Here is an 18,982-nt window from a genome sequence, read left to right on the forward strand (position 1 = left end):
CCTCCCGCCCACGCACCTACCCGAGGAGCCACGATGACGACCAACGATCCCGGCGCAGACCGGGCCCCCGCGCCCGAGACCCCGCAGACCACCGAGGAGACCCTCGACAAGCAGGCCAGAGCCGCCCGCGAGGAGCAGAAGGCCCAGGGCGCGACCACGACGACCACGACGACACCGACGCAGACGGAGGACGCGACGGCGCAGGTCGGCGTCATCGGCATGGCGGTGATGGGCAGCAGCCTCGCCCGCAACATCGCCCGCCACGGCTACCGCGTCGCCGTGTACAACCGCACGTACTCCAGGACCCAGGGCGTCATCGCCGACCACGGCACCGAGGGGCAGTTCGTGCCGGCCGAGGACCTCGCGGACTTCGTCGCCTCCCTCGAACGGCCGCGGCGCATCATCATCATGGTGCAGGCGGGCGCAGGCACAGACGCGACGATCGAATCGCTCATCCCCCTGTTGGAGGAGGGCGACATCGTCGTCGACGGCGGCAACGCGTATTTCGAGGACACCCGGCGCCGCGAGAAGGAGCTGCGCGAGCACGGTCTGCACTTCGTCGGTGCCGGCATCTCCGGGGGTGAGGTCGGCGCGCTCGAGGGGCCGTCGATCATGCCCGGTGGGTCGCCCGAGAGCTACGAGGCGCTCGGCCCGATCCTCGAGGACATCTCGGCGCACGTGGGCGACGAGCCCTGCTGCACCTACATCGGCACCGACGGCGCCGGCCACTTCGTCAAGATGGTCCACAACGGCATCGAGTACGCCGACATGCAGTTCATCGGCGAGGCCTACGAACTGCTCAAGGCCGCGGGACTCGACCACGAGGAGATGGCCCAGGTCTTCGAGCGCTGGAACACCGGCGACCTCGACTCCTACCTCATCGAGATCACCTCCGAGGTGCTGCGACAGAAGGACGCGAAGACGGGCAAGCCGCTGCTCGACGTCATCCTCGACGCCGCCGGGATGAAGGGCACCGGCACGTGGACGGTGCAAAGCGCCCTCTCGCTCGGAGTCGACGTCAACACCATCGGCGAGGCCGTGTTCGCACGTGCCGCCTCCTCGGACGCACCGCTGCGTGCGGCCGCGCGTGCGGCGCTCACCGGCCCCGACCGTCGCTTCGACGACGTCGCCGCCGGCAGCGACCGCGAGGGGTTCGTCGACGACATCCGCAGGGCGCTGTGGAGCAGCAAGGTCGTCGCGTACGCCCAGGGGCTCGACCTCATCCGCATGGCCGCCGAGGAATACGGCTGGAGCATCGACATCGCCGAGGTCGCCAAGATCTGGCGCGACGGCTGCATCATCCGCGCCAAGCTCCTCGAACGGATCCGCAGCGAGTACGCCGCCAACGACCTCGTCACGCTGCTGGAGGCGCCGAGCGTCGTCAAGGAGCTCACGGCCTCCGAGGACGCCTGGCGTCGCATCGTCGCCAAGGCCGCGCTCGCAGGGGTGCCCGTTCCCGGATTCTCCTCGGCGCTCGCCTACTACGACCAGCTCCGCGCGCCGCGCGTCAACGCCGCCCTCACCCAGGGACTGCGCGACTTCTTCGGCGCCCACACCTACCGCCGCATCGACACCGAGGGCAGCTTCCACACCCTCTGGTCCGGCGACCGGTCCGAGATCGAGGTCTGAACCCGAGGACTCGGCGTCAACCGCTGCGTCGTCGTCACGGCGTCATCACGGCGTCGTCACGGCGTCGTCACGGTGAGATGGCAGATGGGATGGAAGCACGGCGGGGGTGATCACCCCACCTGCGCTTCCATCCCATCTGCCACGTCGGCACCGCCGGTGTCACCACAGGGAGCCTCGGCCGGAATCCGCGCGCCTGACAGACTGAGGCGGTTCGCACGTCCCCACGACTCGTGATGAACGGGAGGTCACGCCATGTCCGACGTCCTCGACGACCGGGAACGGCGCGTGCGCGCCCACCTCGCCGGTGTCGGCCGTCTCGGGGTCGCGTTCTCGGGTGGGGTCGACTCGTCACTGCTGCTGGCGCTGGCGGTGCGAGCCCTCGGTGCCGAGAACGTGGTCGCGATCCTCGGTGTCTCCCCCAGCCTCGCCGGTGACGAACGCGACGCGGCGCACGAGGTGGCGCGGGTGATCGGAGCGCGCGTCGTCGAGATCGCCACGCACGAGGGCGACAACCCGGCCTACGTCGCGAACGGCCCGGATCGCTGCTTCCACTGCAAGGACGAGCTGTTCACCCGCATCGACGACGCGCTCGTCGTCGAGCACCGCCTCGACGCGGTCGCGTACGGCGAGAACGCCGACGACGCGCTGCGTCCCGACCGGCCGGGGGCGCGGGCGGCGACGAACCATCGCGTGTTGCGCCCGCTCGCCGAGGCCGGGTTGAGCAAGACCGATGTGCGCGAGCTCGCCCGAGCCCTCGATCTGCCGTGCGCCGACAAGCCCGCCGCGCCCTGCCTCGCCTCCCGTATCCCCCACCACGAGCCGGTGACACCGCAGAAGCTCGCTCAGGTCGAGGCCGCCGAACGGGTCGTGCGCGAACTGGGTTTCGCCGACGGCCGCGTGCGCCACCACGGTGACGTCGCCCGCGTCGAGCTGCTCCCCGCCGACCTGGCCCGCGCCGCCGAACCCGAGATCGCCGGCCGGCTCGTCGAGGGCATTCGGGCGGCCGGATTCCGGTTCGTCGCCCTCGACCTCGCGGGCATCCAGTCGGGCGCGTTCACCCTTCCTCTCGTCGGCGTCACGCATGGGTGAGGAGTACGAGCTCGACTCCGCACGGTTCGAACGTCGTGGTTACGCCGAGGCGGTGTACTGCGAAGGGAAGACCCCCGCGCAGGTCGCGGCGATCGCCGCCGCCGTCCGCGAGGCACACGAGCGTGGCGAGAACACCGGCGCCACGCTGTTCACCCGCGCCGACGACGCCCGCGCCTCCGCCGTTCTCGGCGAACTGCCCGACGCGGTCCACGAGCAGGTGGCTCGCCTCGTCGCCTGGCCCCCGCGGCCGCCCGAACCGGCGGGCGGGCTCGTCGTCGTCGTGTGCGCCGGCACGTCCGATCTGCCCGTCGCGCGTGAGGCCGAGGTGACGGCCCGCTACCTCGGCCGGCGGACCGAGTTCGTCGCCGACGTCGGGGTCGCCGGGCTGCACCGCATCCTCGCGCGGGTCGACCTGCTGCGTTCCGCCCGGGCGATCGTCGTCGTCGCGGGCATGGACGGCGCGTTGCCCGGCGTCGTCGCGGGACTCGTGTCCGCGCCCGTCGTCGCCGTGCCGACCTCCGTGGGCTACGGCGCCGCGTTCGAGGGCGTCGCACCGCTGCTCACCATGCTCACCGCGTGCGCCCCGGGTGTCGGCGTCGTCAACATCGACAACGGTTACGGCGGCGGGCACCTCGCCGCCCAGATCGCCGCCCCCTGACTCCCGCTCACGCTCAGCCGGGTTCTCCCACCGCGCCCACCCAGCGCCGAGACAGCCGCCGTTTCCGACGTGCCCGTCCCGTCACCCGTCAGCTCGGGAGAACGAGCAGGAAACGGCGGGCGTGTGGTGGGCTCATCCGTCGTCGGGGAGGGCCGCGCCGACGACGAACCCGACCGCGACGGCCGCACCGACCGCTGCGGTCATCGCGTCGATCTGTGGCGCCCCCGCCTCGCGGGCCAGAGTCGCGACGTCGTCGAACTCCGGTGTCACGCGGAGGATCCGGCCCTCGACGTGAGCGCACTTGAGCCGGACCTCGCCGCGGTGCCCGGCGCAGTCGACGCCGATCGTCCGCCACGTGCGGTCGAGCGCCTCACGCCGCACGGAATGTTCTCGCACCCCAAGAGTGCTCGTCATCCGGAACATCGCCTCTCGCACCGCGCCTCGCGCCTCGGATTCGGCGAGGGCCGAGACGGTGTGTGCGGGGCGGCCCTTCTTCATGACGATCGGTGTCATCCAGGCGTCGACGGCTCCGGACTCCAGGAGGTCGGCGAGCACCCCTGGCCACAACCGCGGGTCGAGGTCGTCGACGTTCGCCTCCAACACCGCCATCTGCGTCCACCCGGCGTGCTCATCCGCGCCGTCGGACGACCCTCCGGCCGGGTCGGCTAGAGGGTCGAACACGACGACACGGGTGATATTGGGCCAGGGCAGGTCGTCCTTCGTGCCGGCGCCGACACCGACCGTGAGCACGGCACCGCGGGGCAACCCCGTGGCGGGGCGGGCCAGCGCTACAAGCAGGGCCACGCCCGTCGGGGTGGCGAGTTCCCCCACGGGCTCGCTGGTGTCGACCGGCACCCCGGTGGTCACGAGCCCCGAGTTCTCGACGAGGTGCAGCACCGCCGGCACGGGCACCGGCATGATCCCGTGGGCGCCGCGAGCGAACCCGCCCCCCAACGCGATCGGTGAGGTGAGCACGTGTTCGACGGCGAGGTCGGCGAGGGCCGAGCACACCCCCACGACGTCGGCGATCGAGTCCCACGCACCGACCTCGTGAAACTCCACGTCCTCCGGGTCGATGCCGTGCACCCGCCCCTCGGCCTCGGCGAGCACCGAGAAGGTCGCGAGCACGTCGCGGCGCACCCGGTCGGGCAGGTCTGCCCGTGTGAGCCGGGCGCGGATGTCCGACCAGGGCCGGTGCGGGTGGTCCTCGACGACCGTGTCGACGTGCAGTTTGGTCGCCCGCATCACCCCACGAGCGACGGTCTCCACCGAGAGCCGCACGGTCTCGGGGAGCACGGCCTCGACGTCGCGGCGCACCACCTCGAGATCGGCCCCGGCGTCGAGAAGCGCCCCGAGGAGCATGTCGCCCGCGACACCGACCCGCGCATCCACCCACACCCTGCGTCCCATACCGACACCGTAGGCATCGGGTCTGCGACGACGACACGGCCCGCCCCGGAACGCCCTAGAGCGCCCGGAGCGGGCCGTGTGTGGAGGTCGAGCCTCACGCCGCCTTGGCGACGTCCGGAGCGACGAGGCCGGGCAGCGCCGCGTCGAAGAGTCGCGTGAACTCCACGGCCGGGAGGATGTGACCCTTCGGGCGGGCCTTCTCCTGCAGCTGGTAGGCCCAGTTGCCGGCGCGTTCACGCTGGTTGGGCGTGCCGTGGTGGCCAGGGCTGTCGAACTGGCAGTCGCCGATCGTGTAGAAGACGCGCAGGAACTGGGTGACGCGCTTGATCTGCATGCTCGTGCCGCGAGGGTGGGAGAGGAAGTACGCGGAGGCCGCGTCGGCGTGCAACTCGGTGCGGCGGGTGGTCTCGGGGGTGTTCTCCTGCCCGTGCATCCTGAGCTCGAACTGCACGTGGTGCCCGAACTCGTGCGCCAGGATCGCCTGCGGGGCGACGTCGCCGTAGCCGAGTTCACGGTAGGCGCGCAGGATCCCGTCTCCCATGACGATACGATCGCCGATGACACCGATGCCCGGTTCGCTCTCGCCGTAGGTGGTGAAGGCAAACGCGTTGAACGTGAAGATCGGGTGGTCGCCGCCCTGGAAGTGCGGCTTGGAGGCGACGAACGTCGCGACGAGGTCGGCCATCTCCTGAGCGTCGGCCTTGGGCAGGCCGAACACGACCTCGTACACACGCGCGGTGCGCGACCTGTCGAGCAGCATGTCGCCGTGCATGGCCATGAGTTCGATGTCGTCGGTCCTCACGTCCCAGAACTTCTCGAGCTTCTTCATCGTCTTGGTGAGGACCTGCCTGTCCTCTCTCAGGGCGTACCTCGGGTCGTTCTCCGAGCCGAAGACGAGCGCGTCGTAGGTGGGCAGGTCGAGCGCGCCCATCATCTGCAGGATGAGGAGGTCGTACTCGTCCCAGCTCTCGAGGGACTGGGCGACCCAGCGGTTCACCTCGGTCGGGCCGCACTGGTACTGGCTGCCGTCGTTGGCGGCCGGCCCGTCGGTCATGCGGTCGAGCTTCTGCTTGAGCGCGGTCGGTGCCTTCGGCATGAGCCGCTGCACCTTGGCGCGGATCTCCTCGGGACCGGGCTTGGCCGCGGTCGATGCAACGGTGGTGGCGGGGGTGGCCGGTGTCACCGCCGTGGCCGGGGCGGCGGTGGCCAGGCCCGGGGCAGTGGCGAGTGCGGCGCTCAGCGCGATGGCGGCGAACGGGCGAAGATGACGCATTCGAGGGGGTCCTCTCGGAGAGCCGGGGGCCACGCCGTCGTGGCCGAATGGGGTGAATCCTGACCTATCGCCCGGCGATGTGGGGGCCGAAGGCGTTGGGACTGAACGAAACTTGACGATCATCCGGCGCGGCACCCCGGTCGTCGCCCAGCGCACTGCCTCACTCCGCGTCGCCGTCGTCGGTGCCGGGCCGTACGGTGGCACCGGACCCAGGACACCCCAGGATCAGTCGAGGAGTCACGATGACGACGGCCGACGAGAACACACGGGACGACGCCGAAGCACGCGACAGGCAGGACGGCGACGAGGAGCTCACCACCGAGGAGCACCGGGGCGGACAACAGCGGGCCGCTGCCGCCGAGACCGGAACTCGAGTCGGTGCCGCCGAGGAGCATCCGCCGGTCGACATTCCCACGCCGCAGGAGGCGTCGGCCGACATCGGCGTCGTCGGCATGGCGGTCATGGGCAGCAACCTCGCCCGCAACCTCGCCCGGCACGGGTACGCCGTCGCGCTCTACGACCACTGGGGTGAGCGCACGGTCACGATGATGGAGCAGCACGGCGCGGAGGGAACGTTCGTCCCTGCGGGCACGGTCGAGGACTTCGTGCACAGCCTCAAGCGGCCTCGCTCGATCATCCTCCTGGTCAAGGCCGGTGAGGTCACCGATCACGTCATCGACACCCTGACGCCGCTCCTCGACGAGGGCGACGTCGTCATCGACGGCGGCAACTCCTTCTTCGAGGACACCCGCCGACGCGAGGCCAAGCTCGCCCGGCTCGGGCTCAACTTCGTCGGTGCCGGGGTCTCCGGGGGCGAGGTCGGTGCCCTCGAAGGCCCGTCGATCATGCCCGGCGGCCCCGACGAGAGCTACGAGATCGTCGGGCCGATGCTCGAGGCCATCTCGGCGCACGTCGGCGACGAGCCGTGCTGCACGCACATCGGCCCGGACGGGTCGGGCCACTTCGTCAAGATGGTGCACAACGGCATCGAGTACGCCGACATGCAGTTCATCGGCGAGGCCTACGAGCTGCTCAAGGCGGCCGGACTCTCCCTCGAGGAGATGGCCCAGGTCTTCGAGCAGTGGGACACCGGTGACCTCGACTCCTACCTCATCGGCATCACCTCCGACGCCCTCCGCGCCGTGGACCAGAAGACCGGCAGGCCGCTCATCGACGTGATCGTCGACGCCGCCGGCATGAAGGGCACGGGCACGTGGGCCGTGCAGAGCGCACTCGATCTCGCCGCCCCCGTCAACGCCATCGCCGAGGCCGTCTTCGCCCGCGCGGTCTCGGCCGACGACGAGCTGCGCGCCCACTCGCAGGCGGCACTCACCGGCCCCGACGGCACGTTCACCGTCGAGGACCGACAGGCGTTCATCGACGACGTCCGCGACGCACTGTGGTCCTCGAAGGTCGTCGCCTACGCCCAGGGCCTGGACGAGATCCGGCTCGCGGCCGAGGAGTACGGCTGGAACATCGACATGGCCGAGATCGCCAAGATCTGGCGCGCGGGGTGCATCATCCGCGCCAAGCTGCTCGACCGCATCCGCGACGAGTACGCGGCCAACGACCTCGTCACCCTGCTCGAGGCACCCTCGATCAAGCAGGGGCTGGCCGCGTCGCAGGACGGTTGGCGACGCACGGTCTGCCGGGCCGTCGCCGCAGGGGTCTCGGTGCCCGGGTTCGCCGGCGCGATCGGGTACTACGACATGGTGCGGGCACCACGCATCGACGCCGCCGCCCTCATCCAGATCCTGCGCGACTACTTCGGTTCGCACACCTACCGCCGCACCGACGCCGAAGGCAGCTTCCACACCCTCTGGTCCGGTGACCGCAGCGAGATCGCCGTCGACTGAGCCCTGGCGGCTCCGCGCGCATCTCAACCACGAGTCGGGCCACGAGACGGCAGCCGCGCGGCTGCCGTCTCGGTCTCCTGCCCGACGCCCACCCCGGATCGAGGATCTCGTGACGCAGCCCGACGACGTGTTCGAGGGGCACCTGCCCGGCAGCCGTGAGTACCGCCGCATCACGATCTCGCTGTTCCTCGCGGGAGTGGCCACGTTCGCGCTGCTCTACAGCACTCAACCGCTGCTGCCGCTGCTCGCCGACGAGTTCGGTCTCACACCCGGGGTGAGCGCCCTCTCGGTCTCGTTCGCCACCGCCGGTCTCGGTGCGACGCTGCTCGTCGCCGGCCCGGTGTCGGAGATCCTCGGCCGCACCCCGCTCATGCACGCCTCGCTGTTCGCCGCCGCGGTCGTCTCGGTGGCCGGCGGGTTCTCCCCGACGTGGCACACCCTGCTCGGCCTCCGCCTCGTCGAGGGCATCGTCCTCGCCGGCCTCCCGGCGGTCGCGATGGCCTACCTCGCCGAGGAGGTGCATCCCAGCGCGACCGCCCGCGCCGCGGGTCTCTACATCGGCGGCACGGCGATCGGAGGCATGTCGGGGCGTCTCGTCACGGGCGCGTTGGCGGAGTTCGGAGGCTGGCGCGCCGCGCTCGTCGGCATCGGTACGGTCTGCCTGCTCTGCGCGGTGGCGGTGTGGCTGCTCCTCCCCCGCAGCCGCCGCTTCACGCCCGCCCCCGCCACCGCCGGACACCTCGCGGCGGCGACCCGTGCCATCGTGCGCGATCCGGCCTTCCTCTGCCTCTTCGGCATCGGCGGCACCGCGATGGGCGCGTTCGTCGGCGTGTTCAACGCGATGGGACACCTCGCGGCGGCGACCCGTGCCATCGTGCGCGATCCGGCCTTCCTCTGCCTCTTCGGCATCGGCGGCACCGCGATGGGCGCGTTCGTCGGCGTGTTCAACGCGATGAGCTTTCGGCTCATGGCCCCGCCGTACGGGTACACGGTCGGGGTCGTCGGTCTCGTGTTCCTCACGTACGCGCTGGGATCGGTGAGCTCGACGTACGCCGGCCGCGCCGCCTCCCGCTGGGGGCAGCGCACGGTCACGCCCCTCTGCGCGCTCATCATGCTCGCGGGGCTGGTCGGCACGCTCGTCGAGCCCGTGGTCCTCGTCGTCGCCTTCCTCGGAGTGATGACGGCCGGGTTCTTCGCCGTCCACGGCGTCGCGAGCGGCTGGGTGGCCGCCCGTGCGGCGCGGGGCAGCGCGGCCAAGGGTCAGGCCTCCTCGGGCTACCTGTTCGCCTACTACGCCGGATCGTCGGTCTTCGGTGCGATCGCCGGCCGGGCCTGGTCCGACGGAGGCTGGCCCTGGGTCGTCGCCCTCTGCGCCGGCCTCACGGTCGTGACACTGCTGCTCACCCTCGCCCTTCGCCGCATCCCCCCGCTGCCCTCCCCCTCGGCCGCGGCGTCGGCGACCCCGTCCCCCGTCGTCACCCGGCGAGGCGTGGGATCGTGGGGGCGACATCGTTCCTCGCCCCGGGAGGTTCCCATGACCATGCTCACCGTCGCCGCCTGCCAGGTCTCCGCGACGCCCGACCCGGCCGAGAACCTCGCGACGATCTCGTCGGCCGCGGCCGAGGCGGCGAGACGCGGGGCTCGTCTCGCGGTGTTCCCGGAGGCCACGATGGCGTGCTTCGGCACCGACCTCGGCAAGGTCGCCGAGCCGCTCGACGGCCCCTTCGCCGACGGTGTGCGCCAGATCGCCTCCCAGCACGACCTCACGCTCGTCGTCGGCATGTTCGAACCCGCCGATCCCGGCCGTGTCCACAACACCCTGCTCGTCACCGGCGGCGGCGTCGAGACGAGCTACCGCAAGATCCACCTGTACGACGCGTTCGGCAACAAGGAGTCCGACCACGTGGCCCCGGGCTCCGAGCACGTCACGTTCACGCTCCGGGCCGGTGAGGACGACGTCTGCATCGGCGTCGCGACCTGCTACGACGTGCGCTTCGCCGATCAGTTCTCCGCCCTCGGCCGCTCCGGCGCGCAGTTGATCGCGCTGCCCGCGTCGTGGGCCGACGGTCCCGGCAAGGCCGAGCAGTGGGATCTGCTCCTGCGCTCGCGCGCCATGGACGCCCAGGCCTGGCTGCTCGCCGCCGACCAGCCGTGGCGGGCCCCGAAGGGCAATGCCGCGCTCGGCATCGGACGCAGCGCGTTGATCGACCCCCTCGGCGGTGTGCGGGCCCGACTCGACCACCGCAAGGACGTGCTCGTCGAGCGCATCGACCTCGACGTCGTCGCCGACGCCCGGGCGCGCGTGCCCGTTCTCTGACAGGCTGTCCGCGACGACGCGACGCCGGCCTGGCCGCGGGGGGTATCGCCACGACGATCGGGGGAGACGATGAGTTCGTTCGGATGGTTCTCGGCGGGGCCGGCCATGCCCGGCGCCTATGCCACCGCACCGTATGCCTCGCAGTCGAGCCTCCGGCTCGACCCCGCGGGCGACGCGCCCGACCTCGATCGGCCGCCGGAGCTCGCGGACCTGCGTCGACTGGCCCGGCGCGGACTGCGCGGGGCCCTCAAGGTGGCCCGTGCGCCGGAGCGGCCGGTGCCCTCGGGTGCCGTGCGCGAACACCTCGGCGGCAGTGTCGGTGACGTCGTGGCCGAGACCTGGGCGGGGTACGAGATGGTCAACGTCCAACGCGCCCTCGATGTCTGGCTCGGCGAACCCGGCCGCACCCACACCGTTCACGGCGTGCACGGGTACGACGAGGGGATCGACCTCGCCGGGCTCATGGGATCGACGGACCCCGACCAGGCGAGGCTCGGACCGGTCCAGCGCACGAACCGCTCGTGCGGACCCGACGGCAAGACTCTCGCCTGTGTGACCCGGGCGCTCGTCCTCGTCGAGGACGCGCAGGGCTCCCACGCCCTCTACGTGCGCCAGGCCTTCCCTGGTGAACCCCGAAGCGCCGTGGGGATCACCTCGACCGACGCCGGCGCCGGCATCCGCATCGCGGCCGAGCTCAAACGACTCGCCTCGAAGCACAACGTCTTCCGCGGCCAGGTGCTGTCGTTCGGCGGCGACATGTTCGCCGGTGGCGATTCCGTCCTCGCCTTCCACCGGCGCCCCTCGATGACCCGCGCCGACCTCATCCTCGACGACGACGTCCTCGCGGCCGTCGAACGTCAGATCGTCGGTGTCGCCCGGCACCGCGAGGCGCTTCTCGCCGCCGGTCAGCACCTCAAGCGCGGCGTCCTGTTGTACGGCCCGCCCGGCGTCGGCAAGACCCACACGGTGCGCTACCTCGTGAGCACCCTGCCCGGGGTCACGGTCATCGAGGTGAGCGGTGACGCCCTGCATCTCATCGCCGAGGCCTGCTCGGCGGCGCGTTCCCTCGCGCCCTCGCTCGTCGTCGTCGAGGACGTCGACCTCATCGCCGAGGACCGCGGCATGCACCCCGGGCAGCACCCCATGCTGTTCCAGCTGCTCAACGAGATGGACGGCATCGCCGGAGACGTCGATGTGGCCTTCGTGCTCACGACCAACCGCGCCGACCTGCTCGAGCCCGCGCTCGCGGCCCGCCCCGGCCGTGTCGACGAGGCCGTCGCCATCGACCTGCCCGACTTCAGCGCCCGCCGGCGCCTCTTCGACCTCTATCGCGGACACCTGCGCCTCGAGGCGTCCGACGAGCGGATCGACGCCGCCCTCGAGCGCGCGCAAGGCGTCACGGCGTCGTTCCTCAAGGAACTGCTGCGACGCACCACCCTGGTCGCCGCCGAACGCGCCACGGCGACGGCCGGCGACGGCGACTCGAACGGGTCCGGCGATTCAGGAGAAGCTCCCGTCGCCACCGCCGACGACCTCGACGCCGCTCTCGACGGCCTGCTCGCCACCCGCAGCCGCATGACCCGCACCCTGCTCGGGGGTGACATGACCAAGGCGGACGACGACATCGCGGGCTCGCCGGAGGGTGCCGGCGTGGTCGGCGGAGCGGGCTGGACGCCGGATCTTCCCGGTGGCGGATCGGATAGCGGCGCGGCACAGTGGGGCTCATGAGTGACGAGAAGAAGATCACCGTCAGCCGCACGATCGACGCGCCCGCGAAGGACATCTTCGAGGTGCTGACCAACCCCGAACGGCACGCGGAGATCGACGGATCGGGCCAGATCGTCTCCGACGAGAAGACCGACCGCATCACCGCAGTGGGCCAGGTGTTCACCATGAACATGAACGCCGAGCACATGGGCGGCGACTACCAGACCGACAACCACGTCACCGGCTACGACGAGAACAAGCTCGTCGCCTGGCAGACCGCCCCCGCCGGCACCGAGCCCAAGGGCTGGGAGTGGATGTGGGAGCTGCGTCCTCTCGACGCCGGAGACACCGAGGTCACCCTCACCTACGACTGGTCCAAGGTCACCGACAAGGAGCTGCTCAAGAGGGTGAGCTTCCCCCTCCTCACCGAGGAGCAGCTCGAGGGCAGCCTCGCGCGCCTGGCCGCCGCGGTCGCGAGCTGACCGGTTCGCGAGTCCGGAGCACCCGACGCCGAGGGCCCGTCCACCTTCGCAGGTGGACGGGCCCTCGCGGTGCCCGCCGCCATGGACGAGATCTCTCGAGGAGATGCGTTCCGGTCGGATCAGATGATGCCGAGAGCGAGCATCGCGTCGGCGACCTGGGTGAACCCGGCGATGTTGGCCCCGGCCACGTAGTCGCCGGGCATGCCGTACTCCTCGGCGGTCATCATGCAGCTGCCGAAGATGCCCTGCATGATCTCCTTGAGGCGGTCGTCGGTGGTCTCGAACGACCACGAGTCGCGGCTCGCGTTCTGCTGCATCTCCAGGGCGCTCGTCGCCACGCCACCGGCGTTCGCCGCCTTGCCGGGTGCGAACTTCACGCCTGCCTCGCGCAGGACCCGGGTTCCGGCCTGGGTCGTCGGCATGTTCGCGCCCTCGGCGACGACGCGCACACCGTTCCTGACCAGCGTCGCCGCGGCCGCGTCGTCGAGCTCGTTCTGGGTCGCGCACGGCAGCGCGATCTCGCACGGCACGTCCCAGATCGAGCCGTCCTCGATGAAGCGGGCGTTCCGGCCCTGGACGTACTCCGAGATGCGGCCGCGACGCACCTCCTTGATGTCCTTGATCGTGTCGAGGTCGACGCCGCCCTCGTCGACGACGTACCCACCGGAGTCCGACAGCGCGACGACCGTGCCGCCGAGCTGAGAGACCTTCTCGGCGGCGTAGATCGCGACGTTGCCCGAGCCGGAGACGACGACCCGCTTGCCTTCGAACGTCGTGTTCTCGGCGAGGAGCATCTCGTTGACGAAGTAGACGAGCCCGTAACCGGTGGCCTCGGTGCGCACCTGCGAACCGCCCCAGGTGAGGCCCTTGCCGGTGAGCACCCCCGCCTCGTAGCGGTTGGTGATGCGCTTGTACTGCCCGAAGAGGTAGCCGATCTCGCGGCCGCCGACACCGATGTCACCGGCGGGGACGTCGGTGTACTCGCCCAGGTGGCGGTACAGCTCGGTCATGAACGACTGGCAGAACCGCATGACCTCGGCGTCGGACTTGCCCTTGGGGTCGAAGTCCGACCCACCCTTGCCGCCGCCGATCGGCTTGCCGGTGAGGGCGTTCTTGAAGATCTGCTCGAACCCGAGGAACTTGACGATGCCGAGGTAGACGCTCGGGTGGAACCGCAGGCCGCCCTTGTAGGGGCCGAGGGCGGAGTTGAACTCGACGCGGAACCCGCGGTTGATCTGGCACTTGCCACGGTCGTCGACCCACGGCACGCGAAAGATGATCTGGCGTTCCGGCTCGCAGATGCGCTCGATGACCGACGCCTCCACGTACTCGGGGCGCTTGTCGACGACGGGCCGAAGGCTCTCGAGGACCTCATAGGTTGCCTGGTGGAACTCCGTCTCACCGGGGTTGCGACGCAGGACGGTCTCGTAGATCGGGACCAGAGCAGGGTGAAGGTCGTTGGTCATCGGTCCTCCGGAGGGTCTGGATGGGACTACGCGCGCGGTGGGCGGCAGTCTCATCGCGCACCCCGCGCGTTCGCCCCCACTGTAGAACCGGATCGGGACAGCGGATCACCGGCGTCTAGCACACGGACCCCGGGTGCGTCCGACGATTGCCCGATATGGCGTCTCACCTGCGGTACCGCCTCCTTCTCCGGGATTTTTTCAACCGTCGGACGACGCGTCCACGCCTCGTTACGCTGACCGGACAACGGCCGAAAGGAGACGCCATGCCATTGGCGGAGCGGCTGTCGAGGCTCGGCACGGAGACAGCGTTCGCCGTGTCCCTCGCAGCGAACGAGTGGGGGGCCAAGGGCCACCGCATCTATCCCTTCCACCTGGGTGACATCGACCTCGCCACGCCGCGGGTCGTCACCGAGGCGATGAACAAGGCGATCGCCGACGGCAAGACCGGCTACTGCCCCGGTGCCGGCATCCCGGTGCTGCGCGACGCCCTCGCCGAGGACACCAACGCCCGCCGCGGCACGACCTACACCGCCGACAACGTCGTGGTGCAGCCCGGTGGCAAGCCGGTCATCACCAAGTTCCTCCAGGCCGTGATGAACCCGGGTGACGAGGTGCTCTACCCCAACCCCGGGTTCCCGATCTACGAGTCGCAGATCGAGTACCTCGGCGGTGTCTCCAAGGCGTACCGGTACGTGCCCACCGAGTCCGGTTTCGCGATCGACCTGGACCAGGTGCGTTCACTCATCACGCCCAAGACCAAGGCGATCATCTACAACGACCTGCAGAACCCGATCTCCGCGGAGTCCACCGACGCCGAGCGCGAGGCCGTGGCCCAGCTCGCCATCGAGCACGACCTGTGGGTGCTCTCCGACGAGGCCTACTTCGAGATGCGCTACTCGGGTGAGTCCAAGAGCATCTCGGCGCTGCCCGGCATGGCCGAGCGCACGGTGATCCTCTACACGTTCAGCAAGAAGTTCGCCATGACGGGTTGGCGCCTGGGGGCGGCGATCGCACCGCTGGAGGTCGCCAAGGTCATCAGCACGATGAACACGAACAACGAGTCGTGCACGACGCACTTCATCCAGTACGCGGGCGCGGCCGGGCTCACCGGCGACCAGACCGAGGTCAAGGCCATCCTCGACACCCTGCGTGGGCGTCGCGACGCGGCCTTCGACGTGCTGTCGACCACCAAGGGCGTGCAACTCGCCAAGCCGGAGTCGACGTTCTACCTGTTCCCCGACGTCACCGACGCGATGGCGGCCAAGGGCATCGACGAGGTCAACGCGTTCTCCACCGAGGCCCTGCACGCGACGGGCGTCTCGTTCTGCACGCGCAAGCACTTCGGTCGCCCCCAGCCGGGCGAGGACCGCCAGTACGTGCGCTTCGCCTACTCCGGGCTCCCGGAGGAGGACATCCGTGAGGGCCTGGGGCTGCTCAAGTCCTGGATCGAGAGCTGAGGAGCATCATGGCGAAGGTCGTCATCACCAACCGCATCCCGCAGGAGGGCGTCGACCTCCTCGAGGAGCATCACGAGGTCACGGTCTGGGACCACGACGAGTGCATCTCGCGCGAGACGTGTCTCGAGCTCATCAGGGGCGCCGACGCGATCCTCACCCTGCTCACCGAGAAGGTCGACGACGAGTTCCTCGACGCCGCCGGCGATCAGCTCAAGGTCGTCGCCAACGTCGCGGTCGGCTACAACAACATCGACGTGGCCGCGTGCGAGAAGCGCGGTGTCATCGCGACGAACACCCCCAAGGTGCTCACCGAGACTACGGCCGACACGGCCTTCGGTCTCATGCTCATGGCCACCCGCCGCTTCGGTGAGGGCGAGCGGGTCATCCGCAGCAGCACCCCGTGGCAGTGGGGCATGTTCTACATGCTCGGCATGGGGTTGCAGGGCAAGACGATCGGCATCGTCGGCGCCGGGCAGATCGGTGTCGCGATGGCGCGTCGGGCCAAGGCGTTCGGCATGGACGTGATCTACACCGACGCGTTCGAGATGGCACCCGAGGTGGCCGCCGAACTCGGCGCCAAGAAGGTGGAGCTCGACGAGCTGCTCGCGACCGCCGACGTCGTGTCGCTGCACTGCCCGCTCATCCCGGCCGGTCAGGAGGGCTCGACGCACCACCTCATCGACGCCGACGCGCTGGCCAAGATGAAGAAGACGGCCTACCTGGTCAACTCGGCGCGGGGTCCCATCGTCGACGAAGCGGCCCTCGTCGAGGCACTGAAGAACGGCGAGATCGCGGGCGCCGGACTCGACGTGTTCGAGGACGAGCCCACGGTCCACGAAGGGCTGCTCGAACTCGACAACGTCGTGCTCCTGCCGCACCTCGGCTCGGCCACGGTGGAGACCCGCACGGCCATGGCCGAGCTCGCAGCGCGCAACGCCCTCGCGGTGCTCGCCGGGGAGAAGCCGGAGACGCCGGTCACCAAGATCTGAGGCCCGAACCTCGTCGCGACAGCCGTCGCCTCCGGCCCTTCCGGCGTCGAACCCCGGGAGGGAGGGGGCGGCGGCTGTCTCGGTGCTCGGGGGCTGCGCGCCAAAGTCGCTACACAACGGGGCGATTCCGCCGATGTGGGGTGCAACCGTCGACGCGACCTGTCGAAGGTCTCCCGATTCCTCGCAAGGACGGCCGCCGTGACGAGCCCACGATCCCCTCGTACCCGCGTCTTCACCCGCCCCGCCCGCACGGCGGGCGGCCCGCTGCGGCGGCTGCGACTGTGGCAGCAGCTCGCGATCATCGGGGCGATCGGGGTGGTCAGCATCCTCGTGCTCGCCGTTCTCACGTGGGTGGGGGTCTGGCGCATGACCGGCACCTCGTCGGATGCGGTGACGGCCACCTCCGCCGCGAGCGCGGCGCGTCGTGCCGACGACCTGCTCGCCGCCGCGAAATCGGCCCAGGTCTCCTACGTCACCGACGTCCACACCTACGGTGGCGAGCTGGGCGCGCGGGACGACCAGCAGCGGCGGGCGACGTTCCTCGACGTCGTCGCGCGTTCACAGGCCGCTCTGGACGAGTTGGCCCAGGCCGAGCTCTCCCCCGAGCGGCGAGCCCTCGTCGACAAGACCCGGACCGCGTTCGACCAGTTCGTCGCTCTGGACTCCGAGGCGGCCGGTGCGTACCGCAAGGGCGGCCCGGAGGCGTTGGTCGCGGGCGACGACGCGTTCCGCCGGTCGGCGGAGGTGTACACGGGCCTGCACGAGCACCTCGGGCAGCTGCGCACCGACGCGGAGTCCGACGTGTCCGCGGCCCAGGACGCGGCCGCGTCGACTGCCGTCGAGATGCGGATCGTCTCGCTCCTTGCCCTGCTCACCGCGGTGATCGCCATCGTGCTGACGACGGTGATGGTCTCGCGACGGATCCTGCGCTCGGTGCACTCGGTGCGCGATTCGATGTCCGCGATGCAGCACGGCGACCTCACCGTGCCGGCGCTGGCGATGTCGGACGACGAGATCGGCGAGATGGCGAAGTCGTGTGACGACACCCGGGTGGCGATGCAGAACCTCATCCGTCAGGTGTCGGAGTCGTCGAGCACGGTCGCCGATGCCTCCGACGAGTTGCGCGGCGTCGCCGACCGGGTGCAGGGCTCGACCGACACGGCGTCGAGCCGGATGGCGCAGGTCGCCGCGGCCGCCGACGACGTCTCGGGCAGTGTCGCGACGGTGTCGGCGGGCACCGAGGAGATGGACGCGAGCATCCGCGAGATCTCGCGCAGCGCCAACGACGCCGCCGGTGTGGCCGCCTCGGCCGTTCAGGCGGCCGACCAGGCGAACTCGACGGTCTCGGCCCTCGGGCAGAGCAGTGTGGAGATCGGCAACGTCGTCAAGACGATCACGGGCATCGCCGAGCAGACCAACCTGCTCGCCCTCAACGCGACGATCGAGGCGGCCCGCGCGGGCGAGGCGGGCAAGGGCTTCGCCGTCGTCGCGGGCGAGGTCAAGGAGCTCGCGCAGGAGACGGCCCGCGCGACCGAGGACATCTCCGAGCGCATCACCCGCATCCAGCTCGACACCGAGACCGCGGTGGCGGCGATCGGTGAGATCGCCGCCGTCATCGCGCGGATCAACGACAGCCAGGCGACGATCGCGTCTGCCGTGGAGGAGCAGACGGCGACGACCACGGAGATGTCGCGCAGCGTGGGTGTGGCCGCCGACGGATCGCGGGACATCGCCGGTGCCGCCGCCGACGCCTCTCGCGCTGCGAGCGACTCTTCCGCCGCCTCGGGCGACCTGCGCCGTTCGGCCGAGAGGCTCACCGACGAGTCCGCCCAGCTGCGCGAGCTCGTCGGTCGATTCCAGTACTGAGCAGGGCCTCGGACACGGCGGGGGTCGACGCCCTCGTTCATTCGTGACCCGGGCACGGCACGCGAGGGACCGGCCGTCAGGCCAGGAAGTCCTCCGGCCGCTCAGACCTGATCTGCGCGACGAACGCGGCATCGTCGGCGTCGACCTTGTGGGCCTCGGCGAGGACCTCGTCGATACTCGCCGCGGGGATCACGACCGCGCCGGACGTGTCGGCGTACACGTAGTCTCCCGGCTGCACCGTGACCCCGGCGATCTCGACGGCGACGTCCGCGGCGAACGGCATCACGGTGTCGCCACCCCACCTGGTCGCTTCTCCTCGGCACCAGGTGGCGAACGGGTAGGTGCGCAGTTCGTCGAAGTCACGCAACAGGCCGTCGGCGAGCACCCCCGCGATCTGCTGGGTGACTCCGCGGGACAGCTTGGTGCCCCCGCCGTGCGAGATGGCCGGGTAGCCGCCGCTGGACAGCACCAGCACTCGCCCCTGCGGCTCGGATCCGAGGGCTTCGTAGAAGAGGTCGGCGAAGCCCTTGTCTGCTTGGGGCAGGTCGTCGCGGAAGGGCAGGTAGGCGATCGTCGAGACAGGCCCGAACAACGGCCGGGTCGGGTCGGGGCTGCTGAACGGCGGCAGATGAGCGCGGTGGGAGTGGTGGCGTCCCATCGCGTCCACCAACGCGGCGCATCCCACCGCGGCCGCCTGTGCAGCTCGGTCGTTGAACTCGTCACTGTTCACTCCGACCATACTAGGGGCGGCCGCGGCGGGTGGCCCGTGCGCGAACTCCGGGC

General features: G+C 70.6%; 14 protein-coding genes. 10 read left to right on the forward strand and 4 right to left on the reverse strand.

Annotated features, from left to right (window positions below; translation table 11 throughout):
• Positions 1-33: 33 nt before the first annotated feature.
• The 3 genes from gndA (BN1197_RS07690) to larB all read left to right on the forward strand — a co-directional run bounded on the left by gndA (BN1197_RS07690) (position 34) and on the right by larB (position 3,376).
• Positions 34-1,629, forward strand: a complete 1,596-nt coding sequence (gene gndA / locus BN1197_RS07690) for an NADP-dependent phosphogluconate dehydrogenase (RefSeq protein ID WP_040157857.1) — start codon at positions 34-36, stop codon at positions 1,627-1,629.
• Positions 1,630-1,881: 252 nt separating this feature from the next.
• Complete coding sequence (larE, locus tag BN1197_RS07695) at positions 1,882-2,718, forward strand: ATP-dependent sacrificial sulfur transferase LarE (RefSeq protein ID WP_040157859.1); 837 nt, start codon at positions 1,882-1,884, stop codon at positions 2,716-2,718.
• Positions 2,711-3,376 carry a nickel pincer cofactor biosynthesis protein LarB gene (gene larB, locus BN1197_RS07700; protein ID WP_040157861.1) on the forward strand — a complete coding sequence of 222 codons (666 nt, stop codon included), beginning with the start codon at positions 2,711-2,713 and terminating at the stop codon, positions 3,374-3,376. The genes larE and larB overlap by 8 nt, the downstream gene beginning before the upstream one ends.
• Positions 3,377-3,508: 132 nt before the next feature.
• Here larB and larC read toward each other — a convergent pair whose 3' ends face one another.
• Positions 3,509-4,786, reverse strand: a complete 1,278-nt coding sequence (gene larC, locus BN1197_RS07705; RefSeq protein ID WP_040157862.1) for a nickel pincer cofactor biosynthesis protein LarC — start codon at positions 4,784-4,786, stop codon at positions 3,509-3,511.
• 94 nt (positions 4,787-4,880) lie between these two features.
• Positions 4,881-6,059, reverse strand: a complete 1,179-nt coding sequence (locus BN1197_RS07710) for a hypothetical protein (protein WP_040157865.1) — start codon at positions 6,057-6,059, stop codon at positions 4,881-4,883.
• 242 nt (positions 6,060-6,301) lie between these two features.
• On the opposite strand from BN1197_RS07710, the gene gndA (BN1197_RS07715) reads away from it, so the two are divergent.
• The 4 genes from gndA (BN1197_RS07715) to BN1197_RS07730 all read left to right on the forward strand — a co-directional run bounded on the left by gndA (BN1197_RS07715) (position 6,302) and on the right by BN1197_RS07730 (position 12,421).
• Complete coding sequence (gene gndA / locus BN1197_RS07715) at positions 6,302-7,915, forward strand: NADP-dependent phosphogluconate dehydrogenase (RefSeq protein WP_082043715.1); 1,614 nt, start codon at positions 6,302-6,304, stop codon at positions 7,913-7,915.
• A gap of 109 nt (positions 7,916-8,024) precedes the next feature.
• Positions 8,025-10,232, forward strand: a complete 2,208-nt coding sequence (locus tag BN1197_RS17740; RefSeq protein WP_245851851.1) for an MFS transporter — start codon at positions 8,025-8,027, stop codon at positions 10,230-10,232.
• Positions 10,233-10,301: 69 nt separating this feature from the next.
• On the forward strand, positions 10,302-11,960 hold the full coding sequence (locus BN1197_RS07725; RefSeq protein WP_052466198.1) for an ATP-binding protein: 1,659 nt from the start codon (positions 10,302-10,304) through the stop codon (positions 11,958-11,960).
• Positions 11,957-12,421 carry an SRPBCC family protein gene (locus BN1197_RS07730; RefSeq protein WP_040158183.1) on the forward strand — a complete coding sequence of 155 codons (465 nt, stop codon included), beginning with the start codon at positions 11,957-11,959 and terminating at the stop codon, positions 12,419-12,421. The genes BN1197_RS07725 and BN1197_RS07730 overlap by 4 nt, the downstream gene beginning before the upstream one ends.
• Before the next feature lie 119 nt (positions 12,422-12,540).
• On the opposite strand, the gene gdhA is transcribed toward BN1197_RS07730, so the two are convergent.
• Positions 12,541-13,887 carry an NADP-specific glutamate dehydrogenase gene (gdhA, locus tag BN1197_RS07735; protein ID WP_040157868.1) on the reverse strand — a complete coding sequence of 449 codons (1,347 nt, stop codon included), beginning with the start codon at positions 13,885-13,887 and terminating at the stop codon, positions 12,541-12,543.
• 263 nt (positions 13,888-14,150) lie between these two features.
• Between gdhA and BN1197_RS07740 the strand changes: the two genes are divergently transcribed.
• From BN1197_RS07740 to BN1197_RS07750, 3 genes are all read left to right on the forward strand, one after another.
• On the forward strand, positions 14,151-15,344 hold the full coding sequence (locus BN1197_RS07740) for a pyridoxal phosphate-dependent aminotransferase (RefSeq protein WP_040157870.1): 1,194 nt from the start codon (positions 14,151-14,153) through the stop codon (positions 15,342-15,344).
• Between the two features lie 8 nt (positions 15,345-15,352).
• On the forward strand, positions 15,353-16,333 hold the full coding sequence (locus tag BN1197_RS07745) for a 2-hydroxyacid dehydrogenase (protein WP_040157872.1): 981 nt from the start codon (positions 15,353-15,355) through the stop codon (positions 16,331-16,333).
• Between the two features lie 198 nt (positions 16,334-16,531).
• Positions 16,532-18,199, forward strand: a complete 1,668-nt coding sequence (locus tag BN1197_RS07750; protein ID WP_040157875.1) for a methyl-accepting chemotaxis protein — start codon at positions 16,532-16,534, stop codon at positions 18,197-18,199.
• A 76-nt stretch (positions 18,200-18,275) separates the two neighbouring features.
• Here the strand turns inward: BN1197_RS07750 and BN1197_RS07755 are convergent, their stop codons facing one another.
• The gene (locus tag BN1197_RS07755) at positions 18,276-18,929 is read right to left on the reverse strand and encodes an RraA family protein (RefSeq protein WP_217991169.1); all 654 of its coding nucleotides are present in this window, start codon (positions 18,927-18,929) and stop codon (positions 18,276-18,278) included.
• Positions 18,930-18,982: the final 53 nt, after the last annotated feature.

This window comes from Mobilicoccus massiliensis (assembly GCF_000826525.2).
GTDB lineage: Bacteria > Actinomycetota > Actinomycetes > Actinomycetales > Dermatophilaceae > Mobilicoccus > Mobilicoccus massiliensis.

Bases quoted from the DNA above. Each gene is read 5' to 3' on its own strand.
- gndA (WP_040157857.1), top strand. From the start codon at position 34: ATGACGACCAACGATCCCGGCGCAGACCGGGCCCCCGCGCCCGAGACC.
- larE (WP_040157859.1), top strand. From the start codon at position 1,882: ATGTCCGACGTCCTCGACGACCGGGAACGGCGCGTGCGCGCCCACCTC.
- larB (WP_040157861.1), top strand. From the start codon at position 2,711: ATGGGTGAGGAGTACGAGCTCGACTCCGCACGGTTCGAACGTCGTGGT.
- larC (WP_040157862.1), bottom strand. From the start codon at position 4,786: ATGGGACGCAGGGTGTGGGTGGATGCGCGGGTCGGTGTCGCGGGCGAC.
- BN1197_RS07710 (WP_040157865.1), bottom strand. From the start codon at position 6,059: ATGCGTCATCTTCGCCCGTTCGCCGCCATCGCGCTGAGCGCCGCACTC.
- gndA (WP_082043715.1), top strand. From the start codon at position 6,302: ATGACGACGGCCGACGAGAACACACGGGACGACGCCGAAGCACGCGAC.
- BN1197_RS07725 (WP_052466198.1), top strand. From the start codon at position 10,302: ATGAGTTCGTTCGGATGGTTCTCGGCGGGGCCGGCCATGCCCGGCGCC.
- BN1197_RS07730 (WP_040158183.1), top strand. From the start codon at position 11,957: ATGAGTGACGAGAAGAAGATCACCGTCAGCCGCACGATCGACGCGCCC.
- gdhA (WP_040157868.1), bottom strand. From the start codon at position 13,887: ATGACCAACGACCTTCACCCTGCTCTGGTCCCGATCTACGAGACCGTC.
- BN1197_RS07740 (WP_040157870.1), top strand. From the start codon at position 14,151: ATGCCATTGGCGGAGCGGCTGTCGAGGCTCGGCACGGAGACAGCGTTC.
- BN1197_RS07745 (WP_040157872.1), top strand. From the start codon at position 15,353: ATGGCGAAGGTCGTCATCACCAACCGCATCCCGCAGGAGGGCGTCGAC.